The sequence below is a fragment of the Mesorhizobium sp. P2_C7 genome (assembly GCF_056404515.1).
This window is the reverse complement of record NZ_JBFUDW010000001.1, coordinates 962,480-977,064: the sequence shown is the minus strand read 5'-3', so window position 1 is coordinate 977,064 and position 14,585 is coordinate 962,480. Positions and strand designations below refer to the sequence as shown.

Here is a 14,585-nt window from a genome sequence, read left to right as displayed (position 1 = left end):
CAATTACGCCTGAGGTAACCAGGGCGAACTATTCGAGAGAGGACAAAGATCATGAGCAGCGGATTTTTCGGCGACATCAAACAGATCAAGTATGAGGGGCCGGATTCGACCAATCCGCTGGCCTACCGGTTCTACAATCCCGACGAGGTGGTGGCCGGCAAGCGGCTGGAAGACCATCTGCGTTTCGCCGTCGCCTACTGGCATTCCTTCGCCTGGCCGGGCGGCGACCCGTTCGGTGGCCAGACCTTCGATCGTCCGTGGTTCCCGAAAGCGGGCGGCGTCGACACGATGGAACTGGCGAAGCTCAAGGCCGATGTCGCCTTCGAAATGTTCTCGCTGCTCGGCGCGCCCTATTTCTGCTTCCACGACGCCGATGTGCGGCCGGAGGGCAAGGACTTTTCCGAAAGTGCAGCACGCCTCGACGAGATCGCGGACTATTTCGCCACCAAGATGAAGCAGACCGGTGTCAAGCTCTTGTGGGGCACGGCGAACCTGTTCTCCAATCGCCGCTTCATGTCGGGCGCCGCCACCAATCCCGATCCGGATGTGTTTGCCTATGCGGCGGCGACGGTGAAAAGCTGCATCGACGTCACCAAGCGGCTGAAAGGCGAGAATTACGTGCTGTGGGGTGGCCGCGAGGGCTATGAGACACTGCTCAACACCGACCTCGCCCGCGAGCAGGAACAGGCCGGCCGCTTCCTCAGCCTGGTCGTCGACTACAAGCACAAGATAGGCTTCAAGGGCACGATCCTGATCGAGCCGAAGCCGCAGGAGCCGACCAAGCACCAGTACGACTATGATGTCGCGACGGTCTATGGCTTCCTCAAGCGCTTCGGGCTGGAGAAGGAGGTCAAGGTCAACATCGAGCAGGGCCACGCCATCCTGGCCGGCCATTCCTTCGAGCACGAGCTGGCGCTGGCCAATGCGCTCGGTATTTTCGGTTCGATCGACATGAACCGCAACGACTACCAGTCGGGCTGGGACACCGACCAGTTCCCCAACAACGTGCCGGAAATGGCATTGGCCTATTACCAGGTCCTACAGGCCGGCGGCTTCAAGACTGGTGGCACCAATTTCGACGCCAAGCTGCGGCGCCAGTCGCTCGACCCCCAGGATCTGCTGATCGGCCACATCGGCGGCATGGATTCGTGCGCGCGCGGCCTGAAAGCCGCGGCTCGCATGGTCGAGGACAAGGCGCTGTCCGCACCTCTGGCAGAACGCTACGCCGGCTGGAACACGGCCGAGGGCAAGGCGATGCTTGCCGGCAAGCGCACGCTGGAAGAGATCGCCGAGCGCGTCGTCAAGAAGAAGATCGAGCCGCAGCCAAGGTCCGGCCGCCAGGAACTGCTGGAAAACATCGTCAACCGGTACGTGTGAAGCCTGATCTCTGGACGGACATCCACCACCTCTGGCTGAAAGCAGCCGTGGTCGCCTTCTGCTAGTCACGGATCTTTGTTGGCCTGTGCGAGTTCAAGGTGCCGCGCCGCCGAAAAGGCGACGCGGCGGCTGGCAGGAGGAGCAGATGGCAGAGGATCGAATCATCGTGCGCCGGGCGCAGGCAACCGACATCCCGGCGTTGAAGCAGGTGCTACAGGAGACATTCCAAGGCACCTGGCTGCCGAACATCACCCAGAAATCGGCGCAGCGCTACGTCGAATTGGATACTGGCGGGCGCTACGTCGACCAGAGCTGGCCGGAATTTGCCGTTGCTGAGATCGATGGCGACGCCGCAGGCCTGATCCATTGGCGTGCGGACTTTATCGAACCCCTGCACGTCATGGCGTCGCGCCAAGGGCAAGGCGTCGGCCGCAAGCTGCTTTCCCATGCCGAACAGGCGATCGCTGCCGCCGGATTTGCGCAGGCGCGGCTGGAAACCGACACACGTTCAATCTGCGCAGCCAGACGCTCTACAAAGCGGTTGGCTATGTCGAGAAAGATCGCTACCCCGACGACGAATGGGACAGCGGCTTCACCACCGTGCTGTTCGAGAAGCGGCTGTAGACGTCTCCGACCTGGCCTGGCCAGACGCGGGAACGACTTTGCGCAAGGCTGGCTCCGACGACACGGTTCTGCCCTCTACCGCCCTTCAATGACCTCGCTCTTGCCTTCAAACTGCCGTCACGTATCTCGTATAAGACTGGCTCGTGGCGGGAAGGAAGAAGGAGGCGAACCGATATGCAGAACGAACGTGAAATCGACGCCCTGCTCTCACCTGGCGAGGCCGGATCGATCATCGACCGGCTGATGGCAATGCCGCATCCGAAAGACGGCACGCAGCGCACAAACGAATGGGATCGCGCGGTTGCTGCGCGACTTGAAACAGTGCTGGCCAAGAGCATGCGCTCGCGCATTGTCCACGAAAGCCGCGATGTCGCTTGAAGGTCCGTGTGGTTTGACGAACGGAGCCTGTTTCGTCATCCTTCGCCTATGGTACGCGCGGTGCTTCTGGACGTTTTGGGTGTCGTCTACAATGGCGACACCCCGATAGCGGGCGCTGTCTCGGCAATCGATCGCCTGCGCAATGCGGGCTTGCCGCTCCGCTTTGTCAGCAACACAACTCGCTCACCACACAAGGCAATCATCGCGCAACTTACCACCCTCGGCGTCGAGGTTGGAGAAGAGGAATTGCTGACGCCGGCGCGTGCCGCCGTCGAATGGCTGCGCGGGCGCGGCCTCACACCGCATTTGCTCGTCCATCCCAACCTGGAGCCTGAGTTTTCCGGACTGGACGGCGCAAATGGGCGGGCCGTCATCGTCGGAGATGCAGGCGAAGCCTTCGATCATGCCAGGCTCAACCGGGCGTTCCGCGAGCTGGTGGCCGGCGCCGATTTTGTGGCGCTCGCCACCAATCGCACCTTCAAGGATGCGGACGGTCTGCTTAGCCTCGACACCGGCGCCTTCGTTGCCGCCCTCGAATTCGCCAGTGGCCGAAGCCCTGTCGTGCTCGGCAAGCCGTCACCGGACTTCTTTCTTTCGGCGCTTGCCAATATGAACTGCCCGGCCGCCGATGCGGTCATGGTCGGCGACGATGCCGAGAGCGATGTCGCCGGCGCGCTGCGCGCCGGGCTTGGTGCGGCGCTGCTTGTGCGGACAGGCAAGTATCGCCCAAACGACGAAACACGTTTCAATCCGGCGCCCACGGCGGTGGTAGATGACCTCGCCGCCGCGACCGACTGGATACTCACCAACCGCGCCGTACTCTGACTGGCGCCTCGCCGAAAGCTCTCGAAAACGCTCTGGAAAACGCAGCGGCGGACGAAAATCCGGTCCGCCCGGCAATATCGGCCATAGCCACTCGGGTGTCGACCACCAGCCGGCGCGCCGCCCCCAGCCGAAGCCTGAGATAGTAGGCACCCGGCGTCTCGCCGATCGACTTGCGAAAGATGCTTTCCAGTGTCCGCGCCGTCACGCCGGCGCGCTTGGCCACCGCTTCTATGGTCAGCGGCTGGTCGACATGCGATTCCATCAATCGGATGGCTTGCGCCAGCCGTGGATCGTAGCCATCGAGCCGGCCGAGCGAGACCAACGGCTGGGCATCGGTGGCGGCGCGTGCCTGGTCGTAGATGAAGACGCTGGCGACATCGAGCGCCACCGCCATGCCAAGGCGCGTGCGAATGAGATGCAGCATCAGGTCGAAGGTCGGCGACGCGCCGCCTGAGGTGAAGACCGGTCCGTCGATGACATAGCGGTCCGGGCGGACATCGACGCCGGGAAAGGCCGACGAAAAATCCTCCATATCCTCCCAGTGGGTGGTGGCGCTGCGCCCTTCCAGCAGGCCGGCGCGCGCTACCAGCCAGGTACCGGCCTCGACGCCGCCGCAGGCACGCGCCGTCCGTGCCGCCCGGCGCAGGCCTGATAACAGAGCCGACGTTGCGTAGTTCTGTGTGCCGAAGCCGGCGACGACGACAAGCACGTCGGTTGGATCGGCCGCGTCGAAGCGGCCACTGACCGCCACCGGCAGGCCGCACGTGGTGACTGGAGCCTCGCCGGTGACCGAGACCAGCTTGAAATCGAAGAGGGTCTCGCCGGAGATGCGGTTGGCGGCGCGCAAGGGATCGACTGCCGACGCGACGCACATGATCGACGAGCCGGAAAACACCAGCAGCGTCACCTTGAGCGGCAGGCGCTCCGCGCGAAAGATGTCAGGTTTTTCGCTTTTTATCATATGCCCTTCGTAAAAGGCAAAACAGTTTCCGGCAAGTCAGGCAATGTTGGTTGGTTCTTATGCATGTCGGTGTCCCAAAACCGGTTGCCACTTTTGGGCGGCATGCATGGTTGTTTCGATTGGGAGGAGAATTCGATGCCGCTCGCGATGAACCGTGAGGTCTTCATTACCTGTGCCGTGACCGGGTCCGGTGGCTCGCAGGACCGCAGCCCGCATGTGCCGCGCTCGCCCAAGCAGATCGCCGATTCGGCCATCGACGCGGCCAAGGCGGGTGCCGCGATCGTGCATTGTCATGTGCGCGACCCCGAAACAGGCAAACCTCGTCGCGACGTGCATCTCTACCGCGAAGTGACCGAGCGCATCCGCGCGGCAAACGTCGACGTCATCCTGAACCTGACCGCCGGCATGGGCGGCGACATGGTGTTCGGCTCGCCCGAAGCACCGCTGCCGTTGAATGAAAAAGGCACCGACATGGGCGGTGCCACCAACCGCATGGAACATGTACGCCAGTGCCTGCCGGAAATCTGCACGCTCGACTGCGGCACCATGAATTTCGCAGAGGCCGACTATGTCATGACCAACACGCCCGGCATGCTGCGCGCCATGGGAGGCATGATGACGGCGCTCGGCGTCAAGCCGGAGATCGAGGCCTTCGACACCGGTCATCTGTGGTTCGCCAAGCAGCTGGTCGAGGAAAAGGTGCTGAACCCGGATGCCCTGGTGCAGCTCTGCATGGGCGTGCCGTGGGGTGCGCCTGACGATCTCAACACCTTCATGGCCATGGTCAACAATGTGCCGTCGACCTGGAACTGGTCGGCCTTTGCCATCGGCCGCAACCAGATGGCCTATGCAGCTGCAGCAGTGCTTGCCGGCGGCAATGTCCGCGTCGGGCTGGAAGACAATCTCTGGCTCGACAAGGGCGTGCTGGCAACCAATGCACAGCTAGTAGAGCGTGCCGCCAGCATCGTCACCAATCTGGGCGCCAGGATTCTCGGGCCCGAAGAAGTGCGCAAGAAGCTGAACCTGACCAAGCGGGCGCCGATAGCGGCATAACTCAATCGCTGGGAGGTCGGCATGACTACCGTCAAGTTCACGGCGATGAAGGACGGCGACAGGCAGGACTACGAGTTCCTGACCGCGCATGAGATCGACTATGCGGCGAAGACCGGCGAGCGGCTGCTCGACGCGCTGGTCCAGCTCGATGAAGGCCTGTCGGGGTACAAGATCACCCGACTCGGCCATTCGCTGCAGGCGGCGACGCGCGCCTGGCGCGATGGCGCCGACACCGACTGGATCGCCTGCGCGCTTCTGCACGACATCGGCGACATCTACGCGCCCTACAATCACGATGAATACGCCGCTTCGATCCTGAAACCCTTCGTGCGCGAGCAATGCACCTGGGTGGTGGAGAAGCATGGCGACTTCCAGCGGCTCTACTATGCCCATCATCTCGGCGGCGACCGCCACGCCCGCGACCGCTTTGCCGGCCACGCCTATTTCGACGATTGCGATGCGTTTTGCGAACGCTGGGACCAGTCGAGTTTCGACCCCGACTATGACACGCTGCCAATCGAATTCTTCCGACCGTTCGTGCTCGACGTCTTTGCCCGCAAGGCCTACGACGCTTCCGTGATCCGCGCCGGCGAGCGCGTGCCCCTCCTCGATCCCGAAACTGCCACCAAGAGAACCGGAGCCCCAGCATGAGCATCATCAACAAGGCGGCCGCCATCGGCGGCGGTGTCATCGGCGCCGGCTGGGTGGCGCGCCTGCTGCTCAACGGCATTGACGTTTCGATCTTCGATCCCGATCCGGAGGCGTCGCGCAAGGTCAGCGAAGTGATGACGGGTGCGCGCCGTGCCTACAAGCAGATGGTGCCCGGCGGCCTGCCGAAAGAGGGCAGACTGACCTTTGCCAAGACCATCGCCGAGGCGGTCGCCGACGCAGATTTCATCCAGGAAAGCGTGCCGGAACGGCTCGACCTCAAGCACCGCGTGCTGGCCGAGATCGATGCCCATGCGCCGGCCAACGCCATTGTCGGCTCCTCGACCTCCGGCATCAAGCCGACCGACATGCAGGTGGCGATGAAGAAGCACCCTGAGCGGCTGGTCGTCGGCCATCCGTTCAACCCGGTCTATCTGCTGCCGCTGGTCGAGATCGTCGGCGGCGAGCAGACCTTTCCCGAAGCAATCGAAGTCGCCAAGGAGATCTACGCCTCGATCGGCATGAAGTCTGTCGTCATTCGCAAGGAGATCGAGGCTTTCGTCGGTGACCGCCTGCTCGAAGCGGCATGGCGCGAGGCGCTGTGGCTGATCAAGGACGGCATCTGCACGGTCGAGGAACTCGACGACATCATGCGCTATGGCTTCGGCCTGCGCTGGGCGCAGATGGGCATGTTCCAGGTCTATCGCGTCGCCGGCGGCGAGGCCGGCATGCGCCACTTCATGGCGCAGTTCGGCCCGTGCCTGAAATGGCCGTGGACCAAGCTGATGGACGTGCCAGAGTTCAACGATGAGCTCGTCGACCTGATCGCAACGCAATCGGACGACCAGGCGCATGGGCTGTCGATCCGCGAGCTGGAAAAGATCCGCGACGACAATCTGGTCGCGATCATGGACGCGCTGTCGAAGCAAAACAAAGGCAAGGGCTGGGGCGCCGGCGCCTTGCACAAGGACTATACCAAGCAGTTGGCCAAGCTGGCGGCGAAGAAGCCGACCGCCTCCAAGGCGGCAGAGAAGGCCAAAGCAAGCAAGCCGAAGAAAAAGACCGGCAAGAAGAAGGGCTAACCCCATGGATTTCGGGCTGTCGGAGGAACAGAAACTCATCGTCGAGACGACGCGTGCCTTCGTCGAGAACGAGCTTTATCCGCATGAGCGCGAGGTCGAGCGCACCGGCGTGCTGCGCCGCGAACTCATCGAGGAGATCAAGGTCAAGGCGATCGAAGCCGGCCTGTACGCCGCCAACATGCCGGCGGACGTCGGTGGCGCCGGGCTCGATACGGTGACTTGGCTGCTTTATGAAAAGGAGCTCGGCCGCGCCAACTATGCCCTGCATTGGACCTGCGTGGCGCGGCCTTCCAACATCCTTTTGGCCGGTACGCCGGAGCAGCGCGAAAAATATCTGTTCCCTTGCATCCGTGGCGAGAAATGGGACTGCCTGGCGATGACCGAGCCGGGCGCCGGTTCCGATCTGCGCGGCATGAAGGCGACCGCGGTGCAGGATGGCGACGACTGGGTGCTGAACGGCACCAAGCACTTCATCAGCCATGCCGATCTCGCTGATTTCGCCATCGTCTTCATGGCCTCGGGCGAAGAGGATTCACCGCGCGGCAAGCGCAAGAAGATCACCGCCTTTTTCGTCGACAAGGGCACCAAGGGCTTTGCCGTGCGCGACGGCTATCGCAACGTCTCGCATCGCGGCTACACCAACGCCATCCTCGAATTCGATGATTGCCGGCTTCCCGCCAGCCAAGTGCTCGGCGAGGTCCACAAGGGATTTGACGTCGCCAATTCCTGGCTCGGCGCCACCCGGCTGCAGGTCGGCGCCACTTGTCTCGGCCGCGCCGAGCGGGCGCTGGGCCATGCTGTCGAATATGCCGCCCAGCGCCAGCAGTTCGGCCAGCAGATCGGCAAGTTCCAGGGCGTGTCGTTCAAGCTTGCCGACATGGCGACGGAACTGAAGGCCGCTGACCTGATGGTGTTCGAAGCCGGCTGGAAGTACGATCAGGGCACCGTCACCGATCAGGACATGGCCATGGCCAAACTGAAGGCCACCGAAATGCTTGCTTTCGTCGCCGACGAAGCAATCCAGATCCATGGCGGCATGGGGCTGATGGACGACCTGCCGCTGGAGCGTATCTGGCGCGACGCGCGCGTCGAGCGTATCTGGGAAGGCACGTCCGAGATCCAGCGCCACATCATTTCACGGGCGCTGCTGCGCCCGTTTGGAGCCTGAGCATGATCGCGAAAAGTGGTATCCGGTTTTCTCGGACGAACGATCTCGTTTGTCCCGAGATCATGCTCCAACGAGAAAACCATCATGCATAAACTCGAACGTCTCCTGCGGCCGAAGTCGATCGCCGTCTTCGGCGGTGCGCAGGCTGCCGCCGTCGTCGCGCAATCGATCAAGATGGGCTTTGCCGGCGGGATCTGGCCGGTACACCCGACCAAGGACGAGGTGGCCGGCCGCAAGGCCTATCGTTCGGTGGCCGATCTGCCCGGCGCACCTGACGCCGCCTTTGTCGGCGTCAACCGCCATCTGACCATCGAGGTGGTCAAGGCGCTGGCCGAACGCGGCGCCGGCGGCGCCGTCTGCTTTGCCGCAGGCTTCCTCGAAACCGAGGCCTATGACGACGACGGCGAGCGGCTGCAGGCCGAGCTGGTCGCCGCGGCGGGCCAGATGCCAATCATCGGGCCGAACTGCTATGGCCTGATCAACTATGCCGATGGCGCACTGCTGTGGCCCGACCAGCATGGCGGCATCAGGCTGGCCGAGGGCGGCAAGGGCGTCGCCATCATCACCCAATCGTCCAACATCGCCATCAACATGACGATGCAGAAGCGCGGCCTGCCGATCGCCTTCCTCATGACCGCCGGCAACCAGGCGCAGACCGGTCTGTCCGAAATGGCGCTTGGCCTGATCGAGGACGAGCGGGTCACGTCGCTCGGACTGCATATCGAGGCCTTCGATTCGGTAGCCGGTTTCGAACGGCTGGCGGCCCGGGCGCGCGAGCTGAAGAAGCCGATCATCGCGATGAAAGTCGGACGTTCCGAACAGGCGCGGCAGGCGACAGTCTCGCACACCGCCTCGCTGGCCGGCTCGGACGCGGCCTCGGGAGCCTTCCTGAAGCGCCTCGGCATTGCCCGCGTCGATTCCATCCCCGCCTTCATCGAGGCGCTGAAGCTGCTGCACGTCACTGGTCCGCTTCCCGGCTATCGTCTGTCGTCGATGAGCTGCTCGGGCGGCGAGGCCTCCGTCATGGCCGACAGTGCCGAAGGACGCTGGGTCAATTTCCCTGACCTGACCGGTTCGCACCGCGCGCACGTCAAATCGACGCTCGGGCCGCTGGTGGCGGTGGCCAACCCGCTCGATTACCACACCTTCATCTGGAACAACGAACCGGCGATGACCGCCACCTTCACCGCCATGGTGTCGGGCGGTTTCGACCTCAACATGCTGGTGCTGGACTTTCCGCGCCCCGACCGCTGCTCGGACACCGACTGGTGGGCGACATTGCGCGCCTTCGAATCAGCGCTGAAGACCAACAAGGCACAAGGCGCCATCGTCTCCTCGCTGCCCGAGAACCTGCCGGAAGAATACACGGCCGGACTGATGGCGCGGGGCATGGTGCCGTTGTTCGGCATTTCCGAGGCCATGGACGCCGCCCAGGCGGCAGCCTTCATCGGCTGGGCATGGCGCGAACCGCAGGCGCAGCCGATCGACACGTCCGCCTCCGGTGCGCCCGGTGGCGACCACATCACGCCCGACGAGGCCGAGGCGAAATCGCGGCTGATCAAGGCCGGCCTGCCAGTGCCCAAGGGCGAACGCGCCGCCAATGCCGTCGAGGCGGTGATCTCCTCGATGGCGCTCGGCTTTCCGGTGGCGCTGAAGGCGCTGGGCGTCACCCACAAATCCGAGGTCGGTGCTGTCAGGCTCAACCTCAAGGACGCCGAATCCGTCAGCACGGCAGCGCATGACCTGCTGCCGCTCGGCACCGGTCTCTATGTCGAGCGCATGGTGCGCGACGGTGTCGCAGAACTGATCGTCGGCTTCACCCGTGATCCAATGTTCGGCGCGGTGATGACGCTGGGCACCGGCGGCGTGTTGGTCGAGTTGTTGCGCGACAGCGTCACGCTGATGCTGCCGGCAACCCGCGACGACATCGAGGCAGCGTTGCGCGGCCTCAAACTGTTCCCGCTGCTCGAAGGCTATCGTGGCCGGCCGAAAGCCGATGTCGCCGCGGCCATCGAGGCTATCTCGGGCATTGCAGCCTTTGTGCAGGAGAATGCCGGCGAGATCGAGGAACTCGACATCAACCCGCTGATCGTCTGCACAGAGGGCAAGGGCGCCTGGATCGCCGACGCGCTGCTGGTGCTGGGAGACAAGAAGAATGTCTGACGTCATTTCGACCCGCCGCGAGGGCACCATCCTCGAGGTCACGCTCGACCGGCCCAAGGCCAACGCCATCGACCTCAAGACCTCTCGGCTGATGGGCGAGACGTTCAAGGCATTCCGCGACGATCCTGATCTGCGCGTTGCCATCGTCAAGACCGCCGGCGACAAGTTCTTCTGCGCCGGCTGGGATCTGAAAGCGGCTGCCGGCGGCGATGCGGTCGACGGCGACTATGGCGTCGGCGGCTTTGCCGGCCTGCAGGAGCTGCGCGACCTCAACAAGCCCGTCATCGCTTGCGTCAACGGCATGGCGGTCGGGGGCGGCTTCGAGCTGGCGCTGTCGTGCGATCTGATCTACGCCTCCGATCATTCCTCCTTCGCGCTGCCCGAGATCCGCGCCGGCACGCTGGCCGATGCCGCGACGATCAAGCTGCCGAAGCGCATCCCCTATCACGTGGCCATGGACCTTTTGCTCACCGGCCGGTGGATGGATGTCGCGGAGGCGCATCGCTGGGGTCTGGTCAACGAAGTGCTGCCGAAGGAGAAGCTCGAGGACCGTGTCTGGGAGATCGCCCGGTTGCTCGCCGGCGGCCCGCCGCTGGTGTTTGCCGCGATCAAGGAGACAGCGCGGGTGGCCGAGGCGCTCACCTTCCAGGACGCGATGAACAAGGTAACGCGCCGCCAGTTGCCGACCGTCGATGCCCTCTATGGCTCCGAGGACAATATGGAAGGTTTTCGCGCTTTCGCCGAGAAACGCGAGCCGGTGTGGAAGGGGAAGTAGTGAGCATCCCTGGAACGATGGCGTTCTGTCACACCCCCCTCTGCCCTGCCGGGCATCTCCCCCTCAAGGGGGGAGATCGGCTGTCGCAGCGGCGTTCGCCAATCTTCACCATTTCAGGAACGGCAACTGGGCCGAAGCTGCTAATCTCCCCCCTTGAGGGGGAGATGGCCGGCAGGCCAGAGGGGGGTGCCCAGGCTCAACCTTGGCAGCCCTTCCAGCGCCCATGACCGACTACAAAACCCTCATCGACGCCGAGACCTGGGCCTTCATCGAGCGGACCAATTCCTATTATCCGCCTGATACGATCGACTACACGATCGCGCAGCAGCGCTTAATCTATGACCGGATGTGCCGCGAATTCTTTGCCGGCTACCCCGAGGGGGTTGCAGTCGAAACCTCCGCCATTGCCGCGCCCACGCACGACATCCCGATCCGCGTCTACCGAAGCGCGCCGCAACCGGCGGCGACGGTTCTGTATTTCCATGGCGGCGGCTTCATCCTCGGCGGGCTGGACAGCCATGACGATGTCTGCGCCGAACTCTGCGCCCGTACCGGCTATGAGGTCGTCTCGGTCGACTACCGGCTGGCGCCGGAACACCTGCATCCGGCGGCCTTCGACGACGTGATGAGCGCCTTCGAATGGGCCACCGCCAATCGCGAGCATCCCATTGTGCTTTGCGGCGACAGCGCCGGCGGCAATCTTGCCGCTGCCGTCAGCCATGCGACACGCGGCCATCAGCGCAAGCCGATCGGCCAGGTGCTGATCTATCCCGGGCTCGGCGGCGACCGCTCGCGCGGCTCTTATGTGACGCATGCCGAGGCGCCGATGCTGACCGTGCGCGATCTCGAGTTCTACAAGAACATCCGCACCGGCGGCGTGGATAGGACCGGTGACATCACGCTGTCGCCGCTCGCCGATGGCGACTTCGCCAATCTGCCGCCGACAGTGCTGATCACTGCCGAGTGCGACCCGCTGTCATCAGACGGCGAAGCCTATCGCGCACGCGTCGCCGCCGCCGGCGGACGGGCATATTGGTTCGAGGAACCTGGGCTGGTGCATGGCTATCTGCGAGCCCGGCACACGGTCGGCCGCGCCCGCGCCAGCTTTACGCGGATCGTCGATGCGGTAGCCGCTTTGGGAACGGGCGAATGGGTCCCCTGAGCGCCGTCATCCATATGCGGCGTATATAATTCAGGCCAAAACCTGCTCTCGAATTCCTATGCGGCGAGCGATTAAGTACTTCCGGGCCGCCGCTCGACGGCGGCCGGAACGACAGACTGGCTTCAAGGACCATGAGAACACATTCAGTCTGGCTGACCTCCAGGGTCAGCCGCAGGGTGCCTACGGAATATTTCGTCCTGGCAAACCTCAGAGAACAGGGCGCGATCATCGGCCGGCTCGCCGGCCATCCGATCGCCGATACGGTCATCGATGCGAGCGGATCCCGATATCGCTATGTCGGCGTTGCAACGCGCGACGCCGATGGGCGTTTCGATGTCGAAGCGCTGCGGACTGGCGAATGGATCGTCCAACCGGGCCTGGTTTATGCCGCCGACGGCAAGGCCGCTCCGTCAAAACCGCTGCTGAGCAGGCGCGACCGCAATCCGTCCTGATTGCATTGCGCTGGGTCCACCCTCGTTCAAAGTCACCATCGCCTCTCGAATTGCCGTCGCGGTTTCAAGACGGACAGGGGTCATTGGCAAGCGGACGTCCGGGCTCAGCCCCAGCGCCAGATGCAGGGCGTATTTGACCGGCACCGGATTGCTCTCCAGCTCGAGCGCCGCGATGAGTGGCCGCAAGCGATGATGGATGGCCCGAGCGGTGTGGTGGTCGTCTTGCCGGCAGGCATCATGCATCTCGACGCACAGTCGCGGGGCGACGTTGGAGACCACGGAGATCGTGCCACGCCCGCCCATCGAGTTGAAGCCGAAAGACGTGGCGTCGTGGCCGGACAGGCAGATGAAACGACGCCTCAGCACGGCGGGCAGCGAGGACAGGCGGTTCACATCGCCAGTAGCGTCCTTGATGCCGACGATGGTTGGAATCTGCGCCAGGCGTTCGACCGTCTCCTGCGACAGGTCGACACCGGTACGGGCCGGGACGTTGTAGACGATAATCGGTATCTTGACCTTGCCGGCGATGGCTTCGAAGTGGCGGAAAATCCCCTCCTGGCTCGGCCTGTTGTAGTAGGGCGTGACGATGAGGGCAGCGTCGGCCCCGAAAGCCTCGGCGGCTGTCGAGAGGGCAATCGTCGTCTCGGTGCTGTTCGTCCCTGTGCCGGCGATGATTGGCACCCTGCCCGCGGCAATTTTCACGCAGAGCGCGATGATGTCGAGGCGCTCCTCCCACGATAAGGTCGGGGACTCACCGGTGGTGCCGCACGGCACCAGCCCGTTGATCCCTTGTTCGATCTGCCAGCGCAGCAGCGTGGTCAGTTGCTTCAGGTCGACCTCGCCGTCGGTGAATGGCGTTACCAACGCGGTCATCGCTCCGGTCAGGCGCGTTCGTGATTGTTCGGGTGTCATGGGAATCAAATTCTCCTTGGTGATTGTTTGGGGACGCCGCCCGTTCGAGGTGCGAAAGAAGCAAAGCCGAGAGCACCGCTACAGCCAGATCGGTGTGATCCGCTTCGGCTATGCAGGCGTTGCCCTGCGTCCCTGCAGGCGGGGTTTGAATGGTGCAAACCCATCGCTCGCCGGTCGTGTTGAGCGACGAAACCGAGCGCTCCGGTTTCGACAGGGCGACGAGCAGGAGGACGGCGTCGAGCGTGGCGCCGGCCTCGACCAGGCCGGCAAACCGCCGGCCTTGCCTAGACGATTTGTCGAGCGACAGGCCGCGTGCGGCCTCCCACAGCTGGTGCTCGAGCAGCCTGCCAACATGCGGGAGACGATCGAACAATCCGGCCAGATCGGCAGTGTTGGACGTGTCCATGGTCAGACCGTTTCGGAAGGTGAAAGCAGCCGGAAACAGGATCAGTTGAACAGGGAAAGGCACACGCTTGCCGGGGCGAAGCGTATCGCCCCGGCCTGATGACCGCTTTCCATCGTGGCGAAACGAACAGCCGAGGTCCTGTCGGCGAAAACACCGCCGGTCATGCCTTCTTCGTCGCGCGCGATCCAGTGGCCTTCGCCGTCGCGCCCAACCACGAAGCGGTGAAGGGCGTTTCCGTCAGGGGGGATATGAGAACGTTGCATGATAATCTTCTGCTTTGCGATCAGGAAACTTGAGCAGCGATGGTGGCCGCGACCAGCAAGCCGCCGGCGACCAGGAGCCACCATGTCGGAGTGAAGGGCGCGACCGGGCTGACCGGCCGGCGATTGTTGTTGGCGGCCCGCCTGATTTGTTCGAGCTGCGACGCCGGCAGCGGACGATGGGTGGGCAGATAGAGCGCGTCCGAGAGGAACATCGAAGACTTCCTTCTTTCTTAACTGTCGCCACGAGGTGGTGACTGCCTGCAGCGGCTCAGGACCGGCTGCACTCAGAAAGATAAAAGCATCCGCATTTGTATTCGAGGCGGCCGAAAACTGAAA

At 63.6% G+C, this 14,585-nt stretch carries 17 protein-coding genes; 13 read left to right on the top strand and 4 right to left on the bottom strand.

Features of this window, described 5'->3' with window-relative positions:
• The first annotated feature begins 51 nt into the window (after nt 1–51).
• Entirely contained in the window at nt 52–1,377 is a 1,326-nt protein-coding gene (xylA, locus tag AC1D2G_RS04710) for a xylose isomerase (protein WP_477412306.1), read from the top strand.
• A 211-nt stretch (nt 1,378–1,588) separates the two neighbouring features.
• Here xylA and AC1D2G_RS04705 read toward each other — a convergent pair whose 3' ends face one another.
• Nucleotides 1,589–1,825, bottom strand: coding sequence for a hypothetical protein (locus tag AC1D2G_RS04705; protein WP_477412457.1), 237 nt, complete (start codon nt 1,823–1,825; stop codon nt 1,589–1,591).
• Here AC1D2G_RS04705 and AC1D2G_RS04700 point away from each other — a divergent pair.
• The 3 genes from AC1D2G_RS04700 to AC1D2G_RS04690 are packed head-to-tail and all read left to right on the top strand — an operon-like array spanning nt 1,715 to nt 3,204.
• Nucleotides 1,715–2,245: a GNAT family N-acetyltransferase gene (locus AC1D2G_RS04700; protein ID WP_477412451.1), complete on the top strand. Its 531-nt coding sequence runs from the start codon at nt 1,715–1,717 to the stop codon at nt 2,243–2,245. The genes AC1D2G_RS04705 and AC1D2G_RS04700 overlap by 111 nt on opposite strands.
• Nucleotides 2,176–2,379, top strand: coding sequence for a hypothetical protein (locus tag AC1D2G_RS04695; RefSeq protein WP_095083103.1), 204 nt, complete (start codon nt 2,176–2,178; stop codon nt 2,377–2,379). Before AC1D2G_RS04700 ends, AC1D2G_RS04695 begins: the two co-directional genes overlap by 70 nt.
• Nucleotides 2,380–2,439: 60 nt before the next feature.
• Nucleotides 2,440–3,204, top strand: a complete 765-nt coding sequence (locus tag AC1D2G_RS04690) for a TIGR01458 family HAD-type hydrolase (protein WP_477412304.1) — start codon at nt 2,440–2,442, stop codon at nt 3,202–3,204.
• Here the strand turns inward: AC1D2G_RS04690 and AC1D2G_RS04685 are convergent.
• On the bottom strand, nt 3,182–4,165 hold the full coding sequence (locus AC1D2G_RS04685; protein WP_477412302.1) for a GlxA family transcriptional regulator: 984 nt from the start codon (nt 4,163–4,165) through the stop codon (nt 3,182–3,184). The genes AC1D2G_RS04690 and AC1D2G_RS04685 overlap by 23 nt on opposite strands.
• A gap of 135 nt (nt 4,166–4,300) precedes the next feature.
• On the opposite strand from AC1D2G_RS04685, the gene bcoG reads away from it, so the two are divergent.
• The 8 genes from bcoG (at nt 4,301) to AC1D2G_RS04645 (ending at nt 12,668) form a co-directional block, all read left to right on the top strand.
• On the top strand, nt 4,301–5,218 hold the full coding sequence (gene bcoG, locus AC1D2G_RS04680) for a 3-dehydrocarnitine:acetyl-CoA trimethylamine transferase BcoG (RefSeq protein ID WP_095084316.1): 918 nt from the start codon (nt 4,301–4,303) through the stop codon (nt 5,216–5,218).
• A 21-nt stretch (nt 5,219–5,239) separates the two neighbouring features.
• Nucleotides 5,240–5,869, top strand: coding sequence for an HD domain-containing protein (locus tag AC1D2G_RS04675; RefSeq protein ID WP_477392888.1), 630 nt, complete (start codon nt 5,240–5,242; stop codon nt 5,867–5,869).
• The gene (locus AC1D2G_RS04670) at nt 5,866–6,948 is read left to right on the top strand and encodes a carnitine 3-dehydrogenase (RefSeq protein WP_477412300.1); all 1,083 of its coding nucleotides are present in this window, start codon (nt 5,866–5,868) and stop codon (nt 6,946–6,948) included. The genes AC1D2G_RS04675 and AC1D2G_RS04670 overlap by 4 nt, the downstream gene beginning before the upstream one ends.
• 4 nt (nt 6,949–6,952) lie before the next feature.
• Nucleotides 6,953–8,116 (top strand): acyl-CoA dehydrogenase family protein, encoded by a 1,164-nt coding sequence (locus AC1D2G_RS04665; protein WP_457151090.1) that lies wholly within the window; start codon nt 6,953–6,955, stop codon nt 8,114–8,116.
• A gap of 84 nt (nt 8,117–8,200) precedes the next feature.
• Nucleotides 8,201–10,279 carry an acetate--CoA ligase family protein gene (locus tag AC1D2G_RS04660; RefSeq protein WP_477412298.1) on the top strand — a complete coding sequence of 693 codons (2,079 nt, stop codon included), beginning with the start codon at nt 8,201–8,203 and terminating at the stop codon, nt 10,277–10,279.
• Nucleotides 10,272–11,054: a carnitinyl-CoA dehydratase gene (locus AC1D2G_RS04655; protein WP_095083117.1), complete on the top strand. Its 783-nt coding sequence runs from the start codon at nt 10,272–10,274 to the stop codon at nt 11,052–11,054. Before AC1D2G_RS04660 ends, AC1D2G_RS04655 begins: the two co-directional genes overlap by 8 nt.
• A gap of 223 nt (nt 11,055–11,277) precedes the next feature.
• Nucleotides 11,278–12,216: an alpha/beta hydrolase gene (locus AC1D2G_RS04650; RefSeq protein WP_477412296.1), complete on the top strand. Its 939-nt coding sequence runs from the start codon at nt 11,278–11,280 to the stop codon at nt 12,214–12,216.
• A gap of 131 nt (nt 12,217–12,347) precedes the next feature.
• A complete protein-coding gene (locus AC1D2G_RS04645) occupies nt 12,348–12,668 on the top strand; it encodes a hypothetical protein (protein WP_477392900.1) in 321 nt (106 codons plus the stop codon).
• On the opposite strand, the gene dapA is transcribed toward AC1D2G_RS04645, so the two are convergent.
• Nucleotides 12,627–13,580, bottom strand: coding sequence for a 4-hydroxy-tetrahydrodipicolinate synthase (gene dapA / locus AC1D2G_RS04640; protein WP_477412294.1), 954 nt, complete (start codon nt 13,578–13,580; stop codon nt 12,627–12,629). The genes AC1D2G_RS04645 and dapA overlap by 42 nt on opposite strands.
• Here dapA and AC1D2G_RS04635 point away from each other — a divergent pair.
• The gene (locus AC1D2G_RS04635) at nt 13,579–14,085 is read left to right on the top strand and encodes a hypothetical protein (RefSeq protein WP_477412292.1); all 507 of its coding nucleotides are present in this window, start codon (nt 13,579–13,581) and stop codon (nt 14,083–14,085) included. The two genes, dapA and AC1D2G_RS04635, sit on opposite strands and share 2 nt — an antisense overlap.
• A gap of 184 nt (nt 14,086–14,269) precedes the next feature.
• Here AC1D2G_RS04635 and AC1D2G_RS04630 read toward each other — a convergent pair whose 3' ends face one another.
• Complete coding sequence (locus tag AC1D2G_RS04630) at nt 14,270–14,461, bottom strand: hypothetical protein (RefSeq protein WP_477412290.1); 192 nt, start codon at nt 14,459–14,461, stop codon at nt 14,270–14,272.
• Between the last annotated feature and the right edge of the window lie 124 nt (nt 14,462–14,585).

Excerpts from the sequence above, each read along its gene's own strand:
- xylA (WP_477412306.1), top strand. The coding sequence starts at position 52 with ATGAGCAGCGGATTTTTCGGCGACATCAAACAGATCAAGTATGAGGGG.
- AC1D2G_RS04705 (WP_477412457.1), bottom strand. The coding sequence starts at position 1,825 with ATGGGAAAGCAGCTTGCGGCCGACGCCTTGCCCTTGGCGCGACGCCAT.
- AC1D2G_RS04695 (WP_095083103.1), top strand. The coding sequence starts at position 2,176 with ATGCAGAACGAACGTGAAATCGACGCCCTGCTCTCACCTGGCGAGGCC.
- AC1D2G_RS04685 (WP_477412302.1), bottom strand. The coding sequence starts at position 4,165 with ATGATAAAAAGCGAAAAACCTGACATCTTTCGCGCGGAGCGCCTGCCG.
- bcoG (WP_095084316.1), top strand. The coding sequence starts at position 4,301 with ATGCCGCTCGCGATGAACCGTGAGGTCTTCATTACCTGTGCCGTGACC.
- AC1D2G_RS04675 (WP_477392888.1), top strand. The coding sequence starts at position 5,240 with ATGACTACCGTCAAGTTCACGGCGATGAAGGACGGCGACAGGCAGGAC.
- AC1D2G_RS04670 (WP_477412300.1), top strand. The coding sequence starts at position 5,866 with ATGAGCATCATCAACAAGGCGGCCGCCATCGGCGGCGGTGTCATCGGC.
- AC1D2G_RS04665 (WP_457151090.1), top strand. The coding sequence starts at position 6,953 with ATGGATTTCGGGCTGTCGGAGGAACAGAAACTCATCGTCGAGACGACG.
- AC1D2G_RS04660 (WP_477412298.1), top strand. The coding sequence starts at position 8,201 with ATGCATAAACTCGAACGTCTCCTGCGGCCGAAGTCGATCGCCGTCTTC.
- AC1D2G_RS04655 (WP_095083117.1), top strand. The coding sequence starts at position 10,272 with ATGTCTGACGTCATTTCGACCCGCCGCGAGGGCACCATCCTCGAGGTC.
- AC1D2G_RS04650 (WP_477412296.1), top strand. The coding sequence starts at position 11,278 with ATGACCGACTACAAAACCCTCATCGACGCCGAGACCTGGGCCTTCATC.
- AC1D2G_RS04645 (WP_477392900.1), top strand. The coding sequence starts at position 12,348 with ATGAGAACACATTCAGTCTGGCTGACCTCCAGGGTCAGCCGCAGGGTG.
- AC1D2G_RS04635 (WP_477412292.1), top strand. The coding sequence starts at position 13,579 with ATGGGAATCAAATTCTCCTTGGTGATTGTTTGGGGACGCCGCCCGTTC.
- dapA (WP_477412294.1), bottom strand. The coding sequence starts at position 13,580 with ATGACACCCGAACAATCACGAACGCGCCTGACCGGAGCGATGACCGCG.
- AC1D2G_RS04630 (WP_477412290.1), bottom strand. The coding sequence starts at position 14,461 with ATGTTCCTCTCGGACGCGCTCTATCTGCCCACCCATCGTCCGCTGCCG.